Genomic DNA, 21,305 nt, shown 5'->3' with positions numbered 1-21,305 from the left:
TGTACAAAGAAATTTTATGAAACAGGAAGCATTACTAACAAAGCACAATGCAGACAACAGTAAAAAGCACAAGCTTATCAAAGAAACTTTTCCCGTGCTTGAAATGACCTGTGCTGCCTGCGCAGTAAGTGTAGAATCAATGTTGAAATCGGTAGAAGGTGTAAAAGATGCAGGTGTAAATTTTGCCAACCAGGATGCCTGGGTGGAGTATGACCCTGCAGTTGCAACGCCTGAACAGTTCCAGGAAACAGTACGCTCAATCGGGTACGATATTGTTATAGAAAAAGAAAATAAAGAAGAGATCAAAGAAGCTGCACAGCAAAAACAATACGAAGCAATAAAGCAACGCACTATCTGGTCGTCCTTTTTGTCGGTGCCCGTTGTTATCATTGGTATGTTTTTTATGGACATGCCGTTTGGCAATTACATCATGATGGCACTTGCAACACCGGTTGTGTTTTATTTTGGTCGCAGCTTTTTCATCAATGCATGGAAACAGGCCCGCCACCGGAAAGCAAACATGGACACGCTGGTTGCATTGAGTACCGGTATTGCCTGGCTATTCAGTGCTTTTAATACATTCTTTCCAGAATTCTGGCATGCTCGTGGTTTACATGCGCATGTATATTTTGAAGCTGCAGCAGTAGTGATAGCATTTATATCGTTGGGTAAAATGCTCGAAGAAAAGGCGAAATCAAATACCTCATCTGCCATTAAAAAATTAATGGGACTGCAGCCGAAAACCGTAACACTGATTTTGGAAAATGGACAATCACAGGAATTGCCGGTGAGCCAGGTAAAACAAAATTATGTTCTGCTTGTAAAACCGGGCGAGAAGATCCCTGTTGACGGAATGGTAACCGTAGGAGAATCGTTTGTGGATGAAAGTATGATTACCGGGGAACCCATACCCGTGGAAAAGAAAACAGGCGACAAAGTATTTGCAGGAACGATCAATCAAAAAGGAAGTTTCCGTTTTCGTGCAGAAAAAGTAGGCGCAGAAACCTTGCTTTCGCAAATTATAAAAATGGTGCAGGAAGCACAGGGCAGTAAAGCCCCGGTGCAAAAGCTGGTTGATAAAATTGCCGGCATCTTCGTACCAATCGTAATCGGCATTTCAATTCTCACTTTTATTGCCTGGATGTTGTTTGGCGGTGAGAACGCTTTTACTCATGCACTTTTAACAGCCGTTACAGTATTGGTTATTGCTTGTCCTTGCGCATTAGGCTTGGCTACACCAACAGCCATTATGGTTGGAGTAGGTAAAGGCGCCGAACATAACATTCTTATCAAAGATGCAGAAAGCCTGGAGCTGGCACATAAAGTGGATGCTGTAATTCTCGATAAAACCGGAACTATTACAGAAGGCAAACCGGAAGTAAGTGATATGCTGTTTGATGCTGCAGTTGATCAGGCAACATTGAAATCAATTTTATTGGCAATCGAAATGCAATCAGAACATCCGCTTGCAGAAGCAGTAGTACGTTCACTGCAAATCGAACAAATAAATCCTGCTGCTGTACAACAAATTAATAGTATTACGGGAAAAGGAATTGCAGCAAAGCATGAAGGCAGAGACTACCTTGTTGGTAATGCAAGACTTTTATCAGATAAAGGAATAAAAATCAGCAAAGAGTTTCTGCAGAAAACCAGTCAACTGCAGGAGCAGGCTAAAACAGTCATTGCCTTTGCAGAAGATAAGGCCGTTGTAGCTGTTATTGCAATCGCAGATAAAATTAAAGCAAGCTCAAAAGCTGCTATTGATAGTTTGCAGAAAAAGGGGATTGAAGTATACATGCTTACCGGCGACAATAAACAAACCGCAGCTGCAATTGCCAGAGAGGTTGGTTTAAAAGAATATCAAGCAGAGGTAATGCCGGCCGATAAAGCAGCATTTGTTCAACACTTACAACAGCAAGGAAAAGTAGTGGCGATGGTGGGCGATGGTATCAACGACAGTCATGCATTGGCCCAGGCCGATGTAAGTATTGCTATGGGTAAAGGCAGCGACATAGCAATGGATGTTGCTAAGATGACTTTGATTACATCCGATCTCAGCAGTATATCGAAAGCTTTGGATCTTTCAAAGAAAACAGTCAACACCATTAAGCAGAATTTATTCTGGGCCTTTATTTATAACCTCATCGGCATTCCGATCGCTGCAGGTGTATTATATCCAATTAATGGCTTCCTCCTTGATCCAATGATTGCAGGTGCAGCCATGGCACTGAGCAGTGTAAGCGTAGTAAGTAATAGTCTTCGTTTAAAATATTCATCGTTGAAATAAAGTAGAAGCAGGTTTAGAGCAGTTGATTTTTGGATGGTAACCCGGTATTCGTACCGGGTTTTCTTTTTTTACTGCCTGATCGAATTATGTACAAGAGCAGGCCTATAGTATAACAGCAACACGTTAATGCCATCGTAGCTTTGAATAGCCCCCTTAAACAAGGAAAAACTTAAGCCAGTTCATTTTTTTTGAGCAACTGCAGAACAAAATTTGTACAACAAAAATCGAAAGGCTGGGGCAGCAAGAATTTAAACAGCATTCTTCAGTTTATTTAGCCAGATAAGACAGACAGCTGAAAATCTTGGTAAACACCAAGAACCAGCTTCCGGGTAATTTCGATTTTTGTGTTCTGATAAAAATTGACTAGAGAGCTAAGGCGAGTAAATTTTGAGCAATTATTGGGTGAAGAGACAAAAACCAGCGTTTTAATTATCTAATAACGAATATATGGAGCTGATTACATTCAAAACAAACATCAACAATGCATCAGCATTGCAACGAGTTACGCCTTTGCTCAATGCAACAATCGGTTCAACCAACTGGCAACTCGATATTGCAGGAGCAGAGAATACACTAAAGGTATACGCACCAGGCATTGTTAACGAAACCCAGGTGCTCGATGCCATTCACAAAGCAGGTTTCATGGCCGTTAACATCGAAGACTTCTACGCAATTTATTAACATCATTAACTTATCATTATGTACACAACTATTACCGTTTCTCTGCTATTCATCTGTTCAGTTACATTAACTGCAATGGTTGTTCACACAAGTACAAACCGTTGGGTAAAACAGCAACAGGTACAGCGTGCACATATACGAACAGCTCCTGCTGCTTCAACAAAAACAGGCATCTATTCGGTTGCAGTTGAAGATTATTATCTCGTTCATTAACCAATTTAACCAATACACATTCATCATTAAACCTTATCACATGTATTTAAAGTACATTTCTTTTATCACTGTCGTTTACCTTATGCTTGCGACAGGATGCCGTAAAACGGTTGACACCGTTATGCCAAGCCCCGAGCCCATCGACACGACTTCGTACCTGCAACTGAACTTCGCCGGTATTCCATCATCGCAGGGCGGCATGTATGCCATTTTGAGCATTACGAACGAGAATGGTGACTCAATTATTACCAACCGGAAAGTAGCAATTACAACAAGCAACCAGCAATATATCAGCGAAAAGATTAAGCTGGAAAAGAAAAGTTATAAGCTGAGTAAACTGATCGTCGTAAAATCGACTGACACAGCATTGTTTGCAACACCTCAGGCCCAATCGGCCAAAGCTGTACTTGTAAATGCAACACTGCCTTTACCAGTATCCATTACAGCGAAAGGAACAAACCCGTTAACGGTTTCGGTATTGCCGGTTATTCAATCCGAATCACCAATATTATTTGGCTATACCGGCACCGATTTTGGTTTTGAAGCTTTTCTTACACTCAAAACACATCTGCAGGTTACAGTTGGAGCAGTTGTATACGACAGCTTACCGGGTACACTTAAACTGGAAGCAGTAAAAGCAAATGGCGAGCGCTGGTTACGTGAAATTAATCTGCGGCAAGGACTCACCAATGTACAGGTACCACAGGAATATGCTTCCTATACTTTTAGTATAAACAAATGGAATACCAGCATACAAAAACAATACACCCGTGCAGCGTTAAATGATAATATGCTGATTACATTCAGTAGTAGCAGACCTGCCAAACGTTTAATGGAAGAGTCGGTTTTTATTGACAATGCTTACGCCGTTACAGCGGAGAGTCGTTCAGAATATGTTTATAATCAACATAACAAACTGCAGACGATACGCTATTATCAAAAGTCGTTGCAGGTATCAGGATTGCCGCTCACATTTGTATACCAGTTTCATTATTCACAAATGGATGCATGGGATACTGTTTATCGCTACGATGCCGTTCAGGCGCTTACCGGCTATACAGCAATGACAAGAACGAATGGGGAAATTCGTTCGATCTACAACAAAAGCTACGATCAACAAACCGGTGCAGCTGTTAACTATGGCACTGCAAATGGCGACAAAGAAATTCGTGTAGATTATCTCTTTAGTAATAACAACAGCATGCTGTATACGATGAAAATTGTTAACGGTAACAGGGTAGAAGATCGGGCACAATCGTCAACCGGTGGTGCCGAAGCTGGAAGTTATGCCTATGATGTATTTATTAACCCTTACCATCAGTTAGGTTACGATGATTTGTATTTCAGTAACATCTCAAAAAACAATTTGCTGGTTACCTCGAAGAACTATGCAGGTGCAATTCCTTCAAATATACCTTACAAATACGAATATGTGTACGATGCAGATGGTTATCCGGCAGAAGCATATATCAGTTATAAAGGATATTCATCACAGCAACATCTGTTCAGAATAAAAAAAGTTTTCCGTTATCAGTAAGTTTTGGATTGATCGCTGATGTTTCATCGGCATGCAAAGGGATTGTTTTCAATCCCTTTTTTTATTTGCTGAAATGTTACACGTCATAGAATGTATCGGAAACTGGCAAAACAAAAGAATATGAGAATTATCAGGTGAAGCAAAATCATTGGATCATGTTTTGATTATTTTCACTTTGCCACGAATAATACAATCATTTGGCGGCTTAAAAGATATTACTCATTTGGAGGATAGTAGAAAAGTCATTGTGCATTACTATATTTAAGTCATGAATACAGATCTGCTGCTTTCAAACATCAAGCAATACGTTCATCTAACTGCAGAGGAGGAGCGGGAAATACTGCAGTATGTCATTAAACGTCCGTTTAAACGGGGAGATTTTATTAATACAGAAGGAGAAGTAAACCGGTATACCAATTTTATTGCTGAAGGAAGTGCCAGGGTTTATTTTATTGATGCAGAGGGATATGAACATGTGGTGCAACTGGGCATCAGCCGATGGTGGGTGGGCGATTTTCCCAGCTTTATTACACAAACACCCGCAACCATGTACACCGAAGCGCTGGAGAAAACAAACACACTCTCTTTTTCGTATGATGATCTGCAAACGCTGTATGATACAGTGCCCAAGATGGAGCGCTTTTTTCGTTTGCTGATTCAACGGGCCTATGCAGCATTTCATAAACGAACTCTGCAAACATTAAGCATGGATGCCGAGCAACGTTACCTTGCTTTTGCAACGGCTTATCCCAACATGGATCAACAGATTTCAGCCAAACACATTGCATCTTATATTGGTATTTCACCGGAGTTTCTGAGTACCATCAAAAAAAGAATTGTTCTGAAACAACGTGAGCAACGAAAAAATATTAACTGATATCCCTACGCAAGAAGATACCCGTGTTCACATGTACTTTTGTTTGCCTGCCATATTCATCAAGGTTCATTCCTACGCCAACCTGTGTTCCTTTAATTGTGATGCCTAACCGCACACGCTGGTAGCTGCGGTTATGATGATAAGGTCCAACATTGCTCATCGCCTGTATGCGGAAATATAGCTTTGTGTGTTCTTTTATTGCCGGCTGCAGTTCCAGCACGCTCATCAATTCTGCAGATCCCCCGTTCATAATATCTACTCTCGGCACCGTTACCCATAAACCATTTTTAAACGGAACAGCATATTGCAAACCGGCAGCAACCCTAATACCGGTAGCATTACTGTAAAAAATGCCTGTGAGTAGCGTTAAGGATTTGTTGAGCTTTGCAGTCAGGTATGCCTGGTTCATTACCTCGGGAGCTTTCGCTTCTTTGTTTTTATTGGATGTGTAAAAACTGCTGACATTCGCAATATGCATAACACCAAAAGCCGATTCAGCCGAAAAATTTTTAGCAATCAAATGTTGATAGAATAAATAGTGATCGCCAGCCAAACCTTCCAGAATCAAAGGCTGCGTTTTAGCTATAGCTGCTGCAAACATTACTGAAAGAGAAAGTAAAAATCGTTTCATAAAAGTCTGTAAAGCTTTTTTAATTATCCTGCGTGTACAACTTTTTGCATGAAAGAAAAATGCCTGATAGGTTATTCCCGACAGCGTCAAAACTTTACAGTACAAAAATGATCGCTGTTGCAAACCTGAAAAATAAACTGGTTTAAGAAATCAGATTTCTTCTTAAAAGAAAGGCAGTTCGTTTGCAAAAACTTAATCCAGTTAATTTTTATCGGTAATGGGACGTGCCAAATTTGTGATCTAAAAAATACAGGTATGAAATTTTTACAAACAATTACAAACACAAATGATCATGTGAGCGGTCTGCTGATGCGCCTTACATTAGGCGGTGTTATTTTACCACACGGTTTACAGTTATTGTTAGGCTGGTTTGGTGGTTATGGTTTTAACGGAAGTATGCAATATTTTAAAGGCGTTGCTGGTCTTCCCTGGATTGTAGCTTTCGCTGTTATTATGCTGCAATCTGTAGGAGCTGTATTATTACTTACAGGTACGGGAGCAAGATTGCTGGCAATTTCGTACATCATTATGTTTATCGGGATGATTGAAACGGCACATGCTGATTATGGTTTCTTTATGAACTGGAATGGCAACCAGAAAGGCGAAGGATTTGAATATCATTTACTGGTGATTGGGTTAGCATTGCTTTTAGTAATCAATGGTGCCGGAAAATTTTCTTTTGACTATGTTGCATCAAAATCATGGTTGAAACAACCAAAATAAAGAACAGCTTATGATAAAGGGTTTATATGAAACACATGTTTATGTAAAAGATCTGGCAAGGTCAATTGTATTTTATCAGCAATTACCCGGTTTGCAGTTATGCCATTATGAAAAGGAGCGGAAGATCGCTTTCTTTTGGATAGGTGCTCCGCAAAAATTTATGCTTGGGCTTTGGGAAAAGCCCGAAGCAGAATTTAGTCCCAGGCATTTTGCATTTGCATGTGACAAGAACTGGATACTGCATGAATCAGTATCATTCCTTCACGCAAACAATATTCGTTGTTATAATTTTTTAAATGATGGCACGGAACGGCCCATGGTGTTTTGCTGGATGCCTGCTGTTGCCATTTATTTTGATGACCCTGATGGTAACGTGCTTGAGTTTATCAGTATACTGGAAGGTGAAGCAAGACCCGAGGCCGGCGTATTGCCTTATGATGAGTGGCTCAGGATGGGTGACAAAGCATGATTAAGCTGTCAAAGGTAAATTATATACAAACCGGTGGTAAAAGTGTAACATCATCAATTTCATGAACGATTAGATTTGTTTAAAAAAAGTGAAACAACAGTATTTCTGGAAAACGGTCTGTATCATCAGGGAAACAGTACAGGCAGTTACCATCATCTTTGATACGCAGGGCGATTCGTTTTCTTTTAAAGCCGGACAGTTTATTAATCTTACGCTTTCTATAAATGGCGAAAGAATCAGCCGCTCATATTCGTTAAGCAGCGCCCCGGAACATGATGAACATCCTGCCATAACGGTGAAGGCTGTAGCGGGTGGAATTATGAGTAATTATATTCTCAGCCATGCGGAAGAAATTATGGAATGGGAAATAGATGGTCCGCATGGATTGTTTCATGTAACAACTGAAGCTGAAAGCGGAGAGTGGGTTGTGCTGATCGGAGGAGGAAGTGGGGTTACGCCACTTTACTCTATGTTGAAATATCTACTGCTATCAACAAAAGTGAATATCCTGCTCATTAATTCAAACAAAACAGCAGCAGATGTCATTTTCGGGAAAGCCCTGATGCATATTCGTCAAGCGTATCCACAACGTTTCCATCTTATAAACGTATTTACAAGAGAAATTTCTGCAAATGATTCTTTTGGGGAAAATAGTTTACAAGGTAGACTGAGCAGAATTCGTTTGAAAAAAATAATTAAACAGTTCGCAGGTGAAGCCTACCGTGATGCACAATACTTTATTTGCGGTCCGAACGGATTAATGCAGTTGGCTGTTGAGTCGTTACAATCGGCAGGAATCGAACAGGCACAAATTTTTACTGAAACATTCCATCCTATAAACGAAGAAAAGGCAGAGCTACCAACAATGATGCAGGAAGTATTACTGCATCATTACGAGCAAACCAATTTACTGCAAATAGAACCGGGTAAAACAATTCTGGAGGTTGCACTGGAAGATCATGTGCCGGTACAATACTCCTGTAAAAACGGAACGTGTGGAATTTGCATCGGCAAATTATTACAGGGCAATGTGTACATGCGGCAGAATTATGCATTGCAAGCAGAACAGGTAAGCAAAGGCTATATTCTGCTTTGCCAGAGTTATCCGTTAGATAGTGCTGTTACCGTCGAAGTAAACGAATCCATCTGAAAAAGCAGTCGAATCTTTAATAGCTAATAACGATATACAATTGGTGCGATTGGAATTTTTACAAAGAATCAGCAAGTTTCGGGTTTGTCAATGCAAAACTTCTCTCGACATTTACAGCAGCTAATTTTCAGGGTATGAAGCAGCAGCAAATCACATATGACCGGATTGCAGAAGCAATTGCATACATTCAGACAAACTTTAAAGCGCAACCCAATCTTGATGAAGTTGCTAAAAAAGTGCATTTAAGCCCGTTTCATTTTCAACGGCTGTTTAGTGAATGGGCAGGCACCAGTCCGAAAAAGTTTTTGCAGTACACCACATTGGAATATGCAAAATCACTTTTAAAAGAAAAGCAAGCCACATTATTTGATGCTGCCTACGAAACAGGTCTTTCAGGCACTGGAAGGTTGCATGATCTTTTTATAAACATAGAAGGAATGACGCCGGCTGAATTTAAACATGGGGGTAAAAATCTTGATATTAACTACAGCTTTGCTGAAAGTCCTTTCGGTCATATCCTGGTAGCATCAACACAAAAAGGCATTTGTCATATGGCCTTTGCAGATGATGAGCTGCTTGCATTTGATGCATTGAGGAACCATTTTCCCAACGCAAGGTTCAGGCAAATGGTTGATTTCATTCAGCAAAATGCATTACACATTTTCTCACAGGATTGGACAAAGCTCAATCAAATAAAATTGCATCTCAAAGGAACCGATTTCCAATTAAAGGTTTGGCAAACACTTTTAAAAATTCCAATGGGTAAGCTTACAACCTATGGAACAATTGCTGAACAAATTGAAAAACCCAATGCTTCAAGAGCAGTGGGTACAGCGATTGGCAGCAACCCGGTTGCATTCCTGATTCCCTGCCATCGTGTTATTCAATCCTCAGGATCAACAGGAGGCTACATGTGGGGAACTACGAGAAAAACGGCCATTATTGGTTGGGAGGGAGTGAAAACACATTTGGAACAATAACTCAGCAAGATTCGGGTTTTCTCACTTATCACGATCGAGGAATTTTGTACAGAATAAAAAACAAACGAATGAACACATTTATTCTGATACATGGCTCCTGGCATAGTTCATGGAACTGGCACAAAGTAATTCCCATTCTAGAAAAGTCTGGAAACAAAGTGTATGCAATTGATTTGCCCGGTATGGGCAGAGATAAAACACCCATCAGTGAGGTAAAGCTGCATTCCACTGTCCAAACAGTTATTGAATTAATCGATAGCATCGAAGGAAAAGTAATTCTCGTTGGACATAGCAAAAACGGAATTATCATTTCGCAGGTTGCAGAGCACCGTCCGCAGAAAATAGAAAAGCTGATTTACCTGGCAGCATATTTAATCCCAAACGGTAAAACACAGGCTGAATATTCCGCAATGGATGTAAATGGTGTTTTGAAACCGTATGTTACAAGGTATCCGGAGTTAAATGCCCATACGTTACAACCGGAAATTTATAAAGAAGGCTTGTATCATGATTGCGATGATTCGATTACTGAGTTGGCAAAACTACTGTTAAGTCACGAACCGATCGAATCGGCAGTTACGCATTTACAATTAACAGATGCAAACTTTGGATCGCTACGCAGGTTTTATATTGAATGTACCGAAGACCGTGCTGTAACGCCTTTCATTCAGCAGAAAATGTATACCGAAACTGTTTGCGAAAAAGTGTACCGGATGCAAACAAGTCACTCACCATTCTTCAGCAAACCGCAGGAGCTTTGTGCAATTTTTGAAGAAATAGCAGCGCTGTAGTGACAAAAGAACATCATATGAGTAATACGAAAAGCAGTTCGAATGAGCTGCTTTTTTATTTCCAAAAACCAAACAGGATGAAATTCATTCCATGAAAATGACGGCATTCCTTGAAACTTAGAATGAAAACTACGATCCTCGTCAAAATGACTATGGCGAATGCCTGCAACTGATCCCTTAAATTTGTGCAAACGATTGGTCTGGCTACATGCTTCAAAGTTTACTAGGTTTATTCAAGGTATGTACGTCAACAAAAGCTTCAAGCTTTTAGTTTTATAGACAGACTGATACCAATATGCAGTTTTAAGATAGCCGGTAACGTATAAAAAAATCATCAATGAAAAAGAGATTATTACCTGTACTTATTTTGCTAAATGTTGTGTTGCTTTTACAAGCACAAACTGCCGATTGGTTAGTAAAACCAATTGTACAGAAGGCCGATATAGCAATCAGTAAGAACGGGAAAGAAATCGCATTACAAAATGGTTTAGTCAAAAGAGTATTCACTGTATCGGCAAACCTGGTTTGCATTGATTACCGCAATCTTATTACCGGTCAGCAACTACTGCGTGCCGTTAGTCCGGAAGCCAAGCTGGTAATTAATGATATTGAATACAATGTAGGCGGTGTGTACGGGCAAAAAGAGAAAGCATACCTGTTATCCGAATGGCTGAACGGATTTACAACAAAAGATTCAGATTTTCAATACAAGGGTTTTCAAATTCAACCTATCTCAGCATTTGTTCGCTGGAGAGAAAAAATGACAACAGGAAATCTTGCACAGTGGGCAACCAATAAGCAGCAACCAAGGGGCAAGATGATCTCTTTTCAATACCAATCGGTACTACCTGCATTAAAAGATTTGAACGTGTATGTGCATTACGAAATATATGACGGGTTACCACTCATTACAAAATGGGTAACTGTACAAAATACAGGCAGTACCGTTTTTAAGTTAAACAGAGTGGTGAATGAATTATTGAGTGTGGTAGAAGAAGAAAGTGCTGTTGTCGGCAAACCTGAAGTAATGAAAAAGCCACAGGGAATTTATATTGAAACCAATTATGCATTTAATAATGCAATGCGTTACGACATCAGTGACCAGACATTACATTGGAAAACCGATAGAACCTATACATCACAGGTAAACTATAATTATGAAACGCCTTGTATCCTTGAAGTATATCCCGAGAAAGCACCGGGCATTGAATTAAAACAAAATGAGCTGTTCACGTCTGTACGATCGTATGAATTGCTCATGGATAGTTACGACCGTGAGCGACGTGGACTTGCAATCAGAAAAATGTACAGAGTTATTGCACCGTGGACAACAGCTAACCCCATTTTTATGCATTTAGTAAGCCGTAATGATGAGGAAGTGAAAACTGCCATTGATCAATGCGCTGCAACCGGATATGAAGCGTTGATACTAAGTTTTGGAAGCCACCTGAACATGGAAGATTCTTCTGCCGCAAATATTTACAAATGGAAAACACTGGCACAATATGCACACGAAAAGAATGTACAAATAGGAGGGTATTCCTTATTCAGTTCACGAAGGATAAGCGACGAAGATGATGTGATTGATCCGAAAACCGGAAAACCCGGCGGAGCATTTTTTGGAAATGCTCCTTGCTTTGGCAGTACATGGGGACTTGCTTATCGTGAGAAAATAAAATACTTCTTTACGCAAACAGGTTTTGACATTTGGGAAAATGATGGTCCATATCCCGGCGATGTATGCGCATCAACTGTACATCCCGGGCATAAGGGGCTCGACGATTCTCAATGGAAGCAGATGGAAATTCAAAAAGAATTATACCGCTGGTTAAATGAAAGAGGCGTATACATTAATGCTCCTGACTGGTACTTCCTTGATGGTACACATAAGATCGCAATAGGTTACAGAGAGGTGAATTTTTCGTTATCGAGAGCACAACAGAAAATTTTAAACCGGCAGAATATTTATGATGGAACATGGGAAAAAACGCCCTCGATGGGCTGGGGATTTGTACCATTAACGAAATACCAGGGAGGAGATGCAGAGGCAGTTCTTGAACCGCTGAACGATCATTTAGATGACTATGAACAATTGATGATGCAATACTATGGAGCAGGCGTGCAGGCTTGTTACAGAGGCCCGAGATTGTATGATACAGAAAAAACAAAGCACACTGTGATTGCCGTTATTAATTGGTATAAAAAATACAGGGAAATACTCAACAGCGATATTATTCATTTGCGACGTGCCGACGGAAGAGATTGGGATGGAATACTACACGTTAATCCACAATTAAAACAAAAAGGATTGATGATGCTGTACAACCCAGCTGTAACACCGGTGGTACGAACAATAAAAGTACCGCTTTACTATACAGGCTTAAGCAGCACCGCAAAAATCAGGGAGAAAGAAGGGGCTTTTAAAACCTATAATTTAGACAGAGGGTATAATGTAGAAATAAAGGTAACAATACCAGCAAACAGCTATACCTGGTTTGTTATTGAGTGATGATAGACGTTTGTTAACACTTACAGAAAAACAAATAATCGCTGACAGCGTTTTTTGTTTCTTATCATTTAAAATTATTCCTGTTATATCTTTAGTGTATGAACTGCCTGATCGTTGATGATAACATAATTGCAAGAACTACCATGGCGCAGCTGGCAACACAGGTGAAAGATCTTGTGGTAACTGCAGAATGTGCAACAGCAGTAGAAGCGTATAATTTTCTGCAGGAACAAACTGTTGATTTGTTATTACTGGATATTGAAATGCCCGGCATGAGCGGTTTGGAGCTAACACGCAATCTTGCAAAGAGCAGCCCGGTAATTATATTCACCACCTCTAAAAAGGAATATGCAGCCGAAGCATTTGAACTGAATGTTGCAGATTACCTGGTAAAGCCTGTAACAGTTTCCCGTTTTATACAGGCAATTGACAGAGCAAGAGAAGTAATTAACAGCAAGAAGGAAGATGTGAAGGTGGAGGATCAGGAATTTGTGTTTATCAGAGATTCTAATATTATCCGCCGGTTAAAAATTGATGATATTCTCTTTGCTGAAGCAATGGGCGACTATGTTAAACTTCACACAGCACAGAAATTTTATGCCGTTCACAGTACTTTAAAAACGGTGGAAGAACGGTTACCGGCTTCTAAATTTGTGCGTGTTCACCGTTCGTATATTGCTGCACTGAACAAGATTGACAGCATACAGGATGGTGCATTGGTCATTCAGGGAAAGCCTATACCCGTGGCCGATGCTTACCGGGCAGCCCTCAACAGGCGCATGAACATCCTGTAACCAACTGCCTTTTTTGCCCTTTCACCGATTCATTTTACGTTTCCGTCGTATCCTCTCTTCGTTTCCGGGCGCCCGGCAGTAGGTTTGCTTTTGAATACAGTATATGAATTTCAAAAAGCAAATAATCGTTCTTTTCTTGTTGAACAGTCTGTTCGAAGGACAGGTTGCTGCACAAACTGTATTACCGGCAACAACAGTTGAGGCCACTACAGAGCCGACTCATCTCCGGAAAATTCCCGCCGCTTACAAAACAGAAATTCTTGCAGCGTATGCGCATTTTCCGGAACTGAAAGATGTGCCTGTTTCGTTCAGGCTTCGCAAATCGGCCTGCACACTCAAAACAAAGCCTTCGTTTTTCAGCATGTTTCGTTCGAAAGAACACCGCAGTTATGTCATCATCATCAGTAACAAAACAGCAAAAGCAATTGAACCCATCAGTTTAAACAAACTTCCGGAGGAAGCACGAATTGGTGTACTAGGGCATGAGCTGAGCCATGTTGCAGACTTTTCAACAAAATCGTTTGCCCAATCGGCTCGTTGTTTAATTGGTCACTTGTCGCCCACATATCTTGATCGGTTTGAATTTCATACCGACGAGTTGTGCATCCGGCATGGACTTGGTAAAGAGCTTGAAGCATGGAGTGCATATGTGCGGCAAACAATGCATACGGCCAATTGGCGAGGGTCGAAGTATGCCAAAAAAGGGGAGAGTACTACCGAACGTTACATGAACCCCGAAACAATTGAAACATACATCAAACATGAAGCCGGGAACAATACGGTTAGCCAATAATGCTGCAGCCGAATAGTAAACGTTGCTTTTTGATTGAATAATACAGCATTGAAGAATGTTTAGTTTTTCTCACAACTAGGTTTTGGTTACAGGGCTGTATATCTATATGGCCCTTTTATTTTAACTATGAATGTAAAACAGATTATATTATTTGTACTTCTCACCATCCTGTTGGTGGTGCTGTCCTACCTGTTTCTAGACAGCATCGACAGGCATAAAGGCATTTGGCTAACCATCGTATCAGCCGTGCTTGTAATTGTTGATATCAAGTGGATGGCAAATCTTCTGCAACGAGTTATGCGTTCACATTCATCACATTGATGAATGATTTATTGTAATTTAGGATAACAGTTACATGAAGCACAGTTTCCGATATTTTTTATTGTCGATTTTCGTAGTAGCAATACTGCTGATTGTTTTTCTGCAATTCAATTCCAATCGCAGCATCGACCGTTTAATTAACGGAAACGAAAATATGCTCAACGGCTTTGAAGTAAAAGCGAATCTTCAACGCCTGCAAACAGATATAGCTGCATTGGAGAGCAAGGCCCGAGGCACCGTTATCAGTGATGCTGGAATATCTCCGGCTCATCTTGATACCGAAATAAAGGCAATTACAACTTCGCTTCAAAAAGTAACAACACTTACTGCAGACAGCTCTGTGCAGCCTTTGTTGAACAGGCTCAACCAGCTTGTAACATCCAGGATTCGATTCCATCGGTCACTTCTCGATACATTTCGTTTACAAGGCAAGATTGCTGCAGAACGCATGATCAACAACCAGGATAGCAAATTGATCACTGACGCTATCAAAAACACCTGTTCACAAATTGATGGTTTACACCAGCTGGCTATCACATCTTTTACCTTACAAGCCGATCGTAATGGCCGAAGAGCAAAAACACTTGGCGTAATCATTGCATTGATTGCCGTTGCTTCAGTATTCTTCATATTTACGTATATCACTTACAAGGTAAGACAGCAACAGGCGCTTATTGAGCGGTTGAATATATCGGAAAAAAAAGCAAGAGATGCAGCTGCAGTGAAAGAAAACTTTCTTGCAAACATGAGCCATGAAATACGAACGCCACTCAACGCAGTGCTTGGTTTTACGCATCTGCTGCAACGTAAACAACTCGATGCAGAATCGGCAGCTTATGTGCAAACCATTCAGCATTCAGGTGAAAATTTGCTGCATGTGGTCAACGATATTCTTGATTTGTCGAAAATTGAAGCGGGGATGTTACGAATTGAAGCTGCTCCGTTTAGTTTGCGATTGGTTGTGCATTCTGTTGAAGCTATGTTTCAGCCAAGGCTTGCAGAAAAAAATGTGCAGATGCATGTAACAATCGATGATCGATTGCCTGATTTACTCGAAGGAGATGCAACCAGGCTTACACAGGCATTGGTGAACCTTGCAGGCAATGCCGCTAAGTTTACAGAAAAAGGAATAATTACAATTGACGTAAGCGGAAAAGAAACATCACCTACTACTGTTAACGTGGTTATTACTGTGAAAGATACCGGTATTGGTATTGAAGAAGAAAAACTGAAAACAATTTTTGAACGTTTTGAGCAGGCTGAAGATTCAGTAACACGCAAATATGGAGGAACAGGATTAGGGCTGGCAATTGTGAAAGACCTGGTGGAACTTCAAAACGGCTCCATTACCGTTAAAAGTAAACCAGGCGAAGGCACCATGTTTACAATTGAACTTCCTTTCCGGATTGTTACAGACAACCGTTCTGCAACTGTTCTGCCTGAACAAAAACAGTTGTTACCGGATGAAATGAAACAGGTAAAACTACTGGTGGCAGAAGATAATGTAATGAACCAGCTATTACTGCGGTATTTGTTTGATGAAAAAAAGATTGCGTACGATGTAGCTGCAAACGGCAAAGAAGTAATTGAGCTATTGAAAAAGAACAGCTACGATCTTGTGCTGATGGACATACAAATGCCCGAAATGGATGGCTATACCACAACACAGGAAATACGAAACACATTGCACCTGCAGTTGCCGGTTATTGCAATGACTGCACACGCAATGACGGGTGAACGGGAGAAATGCCTGGAGTACGGAATGAACGAGTACATCTCCAAGCCAATCCGTGAAGAGCTGCTGTTTGATCTCATTAAAAAGTTTGTTCCAACAAACAATAACAATCCAACTGCACGCAATACGTTAACGGGTACTACCACAAATTATACGTACATTAATCTCGACTATCTGAAAGAAGTGGGGATGGGTAATCGTACGTACGAGAAAAAAATTACAGAACAGTTTATGAGCCTGTTACCCGATCAATTGCTGCAACTGGAAATGTTGTATAACCAAGGTAAAACAAATGAAGTACAGCAAACTGCGCATAGTTTGAAAACAACCATCGCCGCTATGGGCCTTAACCCGTTGCTCGACCCGCTACTCGACAAGCTGGAATATAATCTCCTCGATGAAAAAGAGTTTACCGAAACTTATACAGCCCTGCAATTAGTATGTAAGCATTCTCTGCAGGAGGTACAACTGTTTTACCAAAGTATAGCAAACAGCTGACCGACAGTTTCTGCCCGTTCAACGATTGAAAAAGTACATCCTGTTAAGCTGTAATAGCTTTATGGTTCAATGTACAGCAATGCAGAACTTCATCAGCGACATTTCGCACAAAACCTTTTCAGTAACGGAACGTGTATCCGGTAAATCGATCAGAAACGGGGTGCTAAAAGAAATCCAGAAAGATCATCCGGAGTTTAACGAGAGCCATTTTATAGCAGTTGCAGAACTCAATTACTACCGGCAATTGTATATTCAAAATCTTTTGGCAAAAGAAGTTGGCACCTTAACCGAACTGGAGCATACAGTTTTGGATAATATTAACCAAAACCACCTTATTGCCGACGAAGCAAGCGATGTAAAGAACGAAGCTACACGGGGTCAACGCTGGGCCGATCGTATTGCAAGTTTTGGCGGCAGCTGGCGGTTCATCGGTTTCTTCGGTTTATTTCTTATAAGCTGGATGATCCTGAACATTGTTGCACTTCACAACAAAGGATTTGATCCCTATCCGTTTATTCTGCTCAACTTACTTCTTTCCTGTCTTGCAGCTATCCAGGCTCCTGTAATTATGATGAGCCAAAACAGACAGGAGGAAAAAGACCGTGACCGTGCAAAAAACGATTACATGGTCAATCTTAAAAGTGAGCTGGAAATACGCATGCTACACGAAAAAATTGATCACCTCATTATTCATCAGCAGGAAAGTTTAATTGAAATTCAACAAATGCAGGCCGATGCAATGCGGGATTTTATAGATGAACTCAATGCACGCAGTAATGCCGCCTGATAATCAAACCATGTGTTTATGAGTCAGACTAAACAGGTATTCGAAACAAGATCAACATTCAGATGGAAAGCGGTTTTGTGGACATCACGTGGTGCGATGTTCATTGTATTGTTAATGATCTGCTCCTTGATCATTTCCTATCTATTGCAAAAAAAACCAGCACTACCGGAGCTTAGCAGTCAATCAGCAGAACATAAATTAATAAAACCGTCGGCTCCCGCCGGGCTTACAAAAAAAGAGCTTCAAAAATATAAAGGTTTCGACGCATTTCTGAAAGCGAAGGAATACAATGAACAACTGATGCGTGAACCTGCAGCAACATCACAGGAAAATATACGTGCCGCATTTTATGTAGACTGGGATCCGCAATCGTTTTACTCACTTCAGAAAAACATCAGCAACCTCAACATGGTTTTTCCGGAATGGTTTTTTATTGATCCGGTTACCGATACGCTTCGCCCATCAATTGACTACTCAGCTTTAAAACTGATGCAGCAAGCGCATGTAAAAATCATTCCGCTCATAAACAATACCAACGATCAAAAAGGAGAAGGCGTATTCGATGGCGATCTGCTCCACCGTATACTTACAGACAGGAAAAAAAGAGAACGCCTGATTAACGATATTGTTAAGTATTGCAGGCAGTATAACTTACAAGGTATCAATATTGATTTTGAAGAATACAAAGAAGTGTCAGATATGATCGCTGTATCGTTTCAGAAAGAACTGTACAGCAAACTGCACAAATTGGGTTTACTGGTAACGCAGGATATTATGCCGGATAACAATGATTTCAATCTTTCCCTCCTTGCAACATACAACGATTACCTGGTGTTGATGGCTTACGATGAGCATTACAGCAGCAGTGTACCCGGCGCAGTAAGCAGTCAGCGCTGGATTGAAAAAATGCTTGACAAAACAGCAGCAGAAGTATCGCCTCAAAAAATAATACTGGGCATAGCTGGTTATGGCTACGATTGGAAAGAGCAACAGGAAGCGGCTACCATCACCTATCAGCAGGCATTAGCTACAGCAAAACAATACAATGCAGTTATTGATTTTAATAACGACACGTATAATAATGAGTACAGCTATACCGATGCAGACAATCAACCGCATAAAGTTTATTTTACTGACGCTGCAACAAACTTTAATACACTACGGTTTGCAGATGAATATAAAACCGCAGGTACGGCGTTGTGGCGTTTAGGAAGTGAGGACGAAAGATTGTGGAAGTTTTATGGTCGCAACCTCGATGATGCAGCATTGAAACTTCATCCTTTCGATATAAAACAGTTGGCATTTGTTGCTGCGGCTACAGAACACCCCGACTATGTAGGCGATGGAGAAGTATTGAATGTGATTACTACACCACAGCCGGGAAAAATTAAACTTGAAGCAGACAGTGCAGAAGGAATTATTGCAGAGCAACAATATGTGCAGCTGCCAACAAGGTATGTGATACGAAAATATGGGAACGTTCATAACCAGGTTGTACTTACGTTTGATGACGGTCCTGATCCTTTATACACTCCGCAGATAATCGATATACTGAAAAAAGAAAAAGTACCTGCCGCCTTTTTTGTTGTAGGATTACAGGCCGAAAATAATTTGCCGTTATTAAAACAGTTAGCAGCCGATGGTTATGAAATCGGCAATCATACGTTCACACATCCCAATATTGCAGAAGTAAGTACAGAACGTGCGGTAGCCGAAATGGAAGCAACACGCTTATTGATTGAAGCTGTTACAGGCAGAAGTACCGTGCTTTTCAGACCGCCTTTTAATGCAGATGCAGAACCAACAAAGGAAGTAGAATTAAAGCCGATTGCAATAAGCAAACAAAAAAGTTATTACGCTGTAGGTGAAAGTATTGATCCGAATGATTGGGAAGATCATATTACAGCTGACAGTATTTACAACAGAGTTATCCATCAGTACGAAGCAAATCCGGAGAAAGGAATTATACTGCTGCACGATGCGGGCGGAAACAGACAGGCAACTGTAGATGCATTACCACGCATCATCCATTACTTTAAAAAACGAGGAGTCGCCTTCACCTCAATTGCTTCGCTGCTGCATACAAATCATGATCAATTGATGCCTTCTGTTCAAAGTGGGTTAATACAAATTGACAACCGTGTTGCAGGCGCAGGATATTGGCTGCAGCGGATACTGACAGGTGCATTCTGGCTGGCGATCATTCTCGGCATAGTTAAGATTGTGATGATGGGTGTAATGGCCATACTTAAAAGAAAGCAGGAAGAAAAAAGCCCTGTTGATGTTGACAGCAAACAATATCCTCCCGTAAGCATCATCGTACCTGCGTATAATGAGGAAGTAAATGCTGTACGCACAATCAATAATCTGCTGTTGCAGGATTATCCGCATTTCAAGATTGTGTTTATCGACGACGGATCGAAAGACAGTACACTGCAACGGGTTACAGAAGCATTTCAGCATAACGAAAAAGTTACAATTCTTACAAAAGAAAACGGCGGTAAAGCTTCGGCACTCAATAAAGGCATTCGTTTTGCTGAAAGTGAGTATGTTGTGTGTATTGATGCCGATACACAGTTAAAAACTGATGCATTGCTTCATTTGATGAAGCCTTTCACGACACAAAAAACGGTTGGTGCTGCAAAAACAATAGGAGCTGTAGCCGGAAATGTAAGAGTAGGCAACCAACATACGTTACTCACAAAATGGCAAAGCATTGAATACACTACTGCACAAAATTTCGACAGGAGAGCGCTTGATCTCATCAATGGTATTACAGTAGTACCTGGTGCTATAGGTGCGTTTAGCAAAGAAGCCATTGAGCTGGCAGGAGGTTTTACTACCGATACGTTGGCAGAAGATTGCGATCTTACTATCCGTATTCTGCGTAAAGGCTACCGTGTGGTCAATTGTACAACTGCCATCGCAATCACAGAAGCACCGGAAACATTAAACCAGTTTATGAAACAACGGTTTCGCTGGAGCTACGGCATTATGCAGGCTTTTTGGAAAAACAGGGATGCTTGTTTTCGCCCCAAATACAAAGGTTTAGGCTTAATGGCATTGCCCAACATTTTGCTGTTCCAGATATTGTTGCCGGTACTTGCGCCACTTGCAGACCTGATGTTGCTAATAAGTCTTATATGGAACAGGCATGATACAAATAGTCTTGGCAAAATTGGCACCTTTTATCTCTTGTTTTTGCTCATTGATGTAGTGGTAGGCGCCATCGCATTTGCATTTGAAAAGGAAAAAATGTCAAAGCTTGTTTGGCTTATTCCGCAACGGTTGGTATACCGGCAATTGATGTACATCATACTTTTCAGAGCAATAAAAAAAGCAATAAAAGGCGAGAGCCAACAGTGGGGTGTCTTAAAACGAACAGGCCATGTTGCTGCAGTTACAGCGGCAACCTGATACCCACTTTTATACAATGAGAGGCAGCTGTAAAGCTGCTTTTTTATTAAGTGAAATGTGATTGATCTAAAGATCAACTTTTGTTTTATTGTTTTCATCGACAGGTTTTGCC

At 40.7% G+C, this 21,305-nt stretch carries 17 protein-coding genes; 16 read left to right on the top strand and 1 reads right to left on the bottom strand.

Going from position 1 to position 21,305, the window contains the following annotated elements:
• Positions 1-16: 16 nt before the first annotated feature.
• From IQ13_RS03275 to IQ13_RS03255, 5 genes are all read left to right on the top strand, one after another.
• Positions 17-2,287 carry a heavy metal translocating P-type ATPase gene (locus IQ13_RS03275; RefSeq protein ID WP_144884458.1) on the top strand — a complete coding sequence of 757 codons (2,271 nt, stop codon included), beginning with the start codon at positions 17-19 and terminating at the stop codon, positions 2,285-2,287.
• Positions 2,288-2,734: 447 nt separating this feature from the next.
• Positions 2,735-2,968 (top strand): heavy metal transport/detoxification protein, encoded by a 234-nt coding sequence (locus tag IQ13_RS03270; RefSeq protein WP_144884456.1) that lies wholly within the window; start codon positions 2,735-2,737, stop codon positions 2,966-2,968.
• Positions 2,969-2,986: 18 nt separating this feature from the next.
• Positions 2,987-3,181, top strand: a complete 195-nt coding sequence (locus IQ13_RS03265) for a hypothetical protein (protein WP_144884454.1) — start codon at positions 2,987-2,989, stop codon at positions 3,179-3,181.
• Positions 3,182-3,302: 121 nt separating this feature from the next.
• Positions 3,303-4,718, top strand: coding sequence for a hypothetical protein (locus IQ13_RS03260; RefSeq protein WP_144884451.1), 1,416 nt, complete (start codon positions 3,303-3,305; stop codon positions 4,716-4,718).
• A 268-nt stretch (positions 4,719-4,986) separates the two neighbouring features.
• A complete protein-coding gene (locus IQ13_RS03255; protein WP_144884449.1) occupies positions 4,987-5,595 on the top strand; it encodes a Crp/Fnr family transcriptional regulator in 609 nt (202 codons plus the stop codon).
• Here the strand turns inward: IQ13_RS03255 and IQ13_RS03250 are convergent.
• Positions 5,588-6,226 (bottom strand): hypothetical protein, encoded by a 639-nt coding sequence (locus IQ13_RS03250; RefSeq protein ID WP_144884447.1) that lies wholly within the window; start codon positions 6,224-6,226, stop codon positions 5,588-5,590. The two genes, IQ13_RS03255 and IQ13_RS03250, sit on opposite strands and share 8 nt — an antisense overlap.
• Before the next feature lie 255 nt (positions 6,227-6,481).
• On the opposite strand from IQ13_RS03250, the gene IQ13_RS03245 reads away from it, so the two are divergent.
• The 11 genes from IQ13_RS03245 (at position 6,482) to IQ13_RS03195 (ending at position 21,193) form a co-directional block, all read left to right on the top strand.
• Positions 6,482-6,949, top strand: a complete 468-nt coding sequence (locus IQ13_RS03245) for a DoxX family protein (protein ID WP_144884445.1) — start codon at positions 6,482-6,484, stop codon at positions 6,947-6,949.
• A gap of 10 nt (positions 6,950-6,959) precedes the next feature.
• On the top strand, positions 6,960-7,418 hold the full coding sequence (locus IQ13_RS03240) for a VOC family protein (protein WP_144884443.1): 459 nt from the start codon (positions 6,960-6,962) through the stop codon (positions 7,416-7,418).
• 88 nt (positions 7,419-7,506) lie between these two features.
• Positions 7,507-8,568 carry a flavin reductase family protein gene (locus tag IQ13_RS03235; protein WP_144884442.1) on the top strand — a complete coding sequence of 354 codons (1,062 nt, stop codon included), beginning with the start codon at positions 7,507-7,509 and terminating at the stop codon, positions 8,566-8,568.
• A 134-nt stretch (positions 8,569-8,702) separates the two neighbouring features.
• Positions 8,703-9,548, top strand: a complete 846-nt coding sequence (locus tag IQ13_RS03230; RefSeq protein ID WP_144884440.1) for a bifunctional helix-turn-helix domain-containing protein/methylated-DNA--[protein]-cysteine S-methyltransferase — start codon at positions 8,703-8,705, stop codon at positions 9,546-9,548.
• Positions 9,549-9,616: 68 nt separating this feature from the next.
• Positions 9,617-10,339 (top strand): alpha/beta fold hydrolase, encoded by a 723-nt coding sequence (locus IQ13_RS03225; RefSeq protein WP_144884438.1) that lies wholly within the window; start codon positions 9,617-9,619, stop codon positions 10,337-10,339.
• 337 nt (positions 10,340-10,676) lie between these two features.
• Positions 10,677-12,848: an alpha-galactosidase gene (locus tag IQ13_RS03220; protein WP_144884436.1), complete on the top strand. Its 2,172-nt coding sequence runs from the start codon at positions 10,677-10,679 to the stop codon at positions 12,846-12,848.
• Positions 12,849-12,946: 98 nt separating this feature from the next.
• Entirely contained in the window at positions 12,947-13,642 is a 696-nt protein-coding gene (locus tag IQ13_RS03215; RefSeq protein ID WP_144884434.1) for a LytR/AlgR family response regulator transcription factor, read from the top strand.
• Positions 13,643-13,745: 103 nt separating this feature from the next.
• Positions 13,746-14,435, top strand: a complete 690-nt coding sequence (locus IQ13_RS03210; RefSeq protein WP_144884432.1) for a hypothetical protein — start codon at positions 13,746-13,748, stop codon at positions 14,433-14,435.
• Between the two features lie 355 nt (positions 14,436-14,790).
• Positions 14,791-16,989 carry an ATP-binding protein gene (locus IQ13_RS03205; RefSeq protein WP_144884430.1) on the top strand — a complete coding sequence of 733 codons (2,199 nt, stop codon included), beginning with the start codon at positions 14,791-14,793 and terminating at the stop codon, positions 16,987-16,989.
• Positions 16,990-17,068: 79 nt separating this feature from the next.
• A complete protein-coding gene (locus tag IQ13_RS03200) occupies positions 17,069-17,776 on the top strand; it encodes a DUF1003 domain-containing protein (protein WP_144884428.1) in 708 nt (235 codons plus the stop codon).
• Between the two features lie 18 nt (positions 17,777-17,794).
• Complete coding sequence (locus IQ13_RS03195; RefSeq protein ID WP_144884426.1) at positions 17,795-21,193, top strand: trifunctional glycoside hydrolase family 18/polysaccharide deacetylase/glycosyltransferase family 2 protein; 3,399 nt, start codon at positions 17,795-17,797, stop codon at positions 21,191-21,193.
• Positions 21,194-21,305: the final 112 nt, after the last annotated feature.

The sequence above is a fragment of the Lacibacter cauensis genome (assembly GCF_007830055.1).
Taxonomy (GTDB): Bacteria; Bacteroidota; Bacteroidia; order Chitinophagales; family Chitinophagaceae; genus Lacibacter; species Lacibacter cauensis.
The sequence above is the reverse complement of the archived record's forward strand: the minus strand, read 5'-3'. Positions and strand labels throughout refer to the sequence as shown.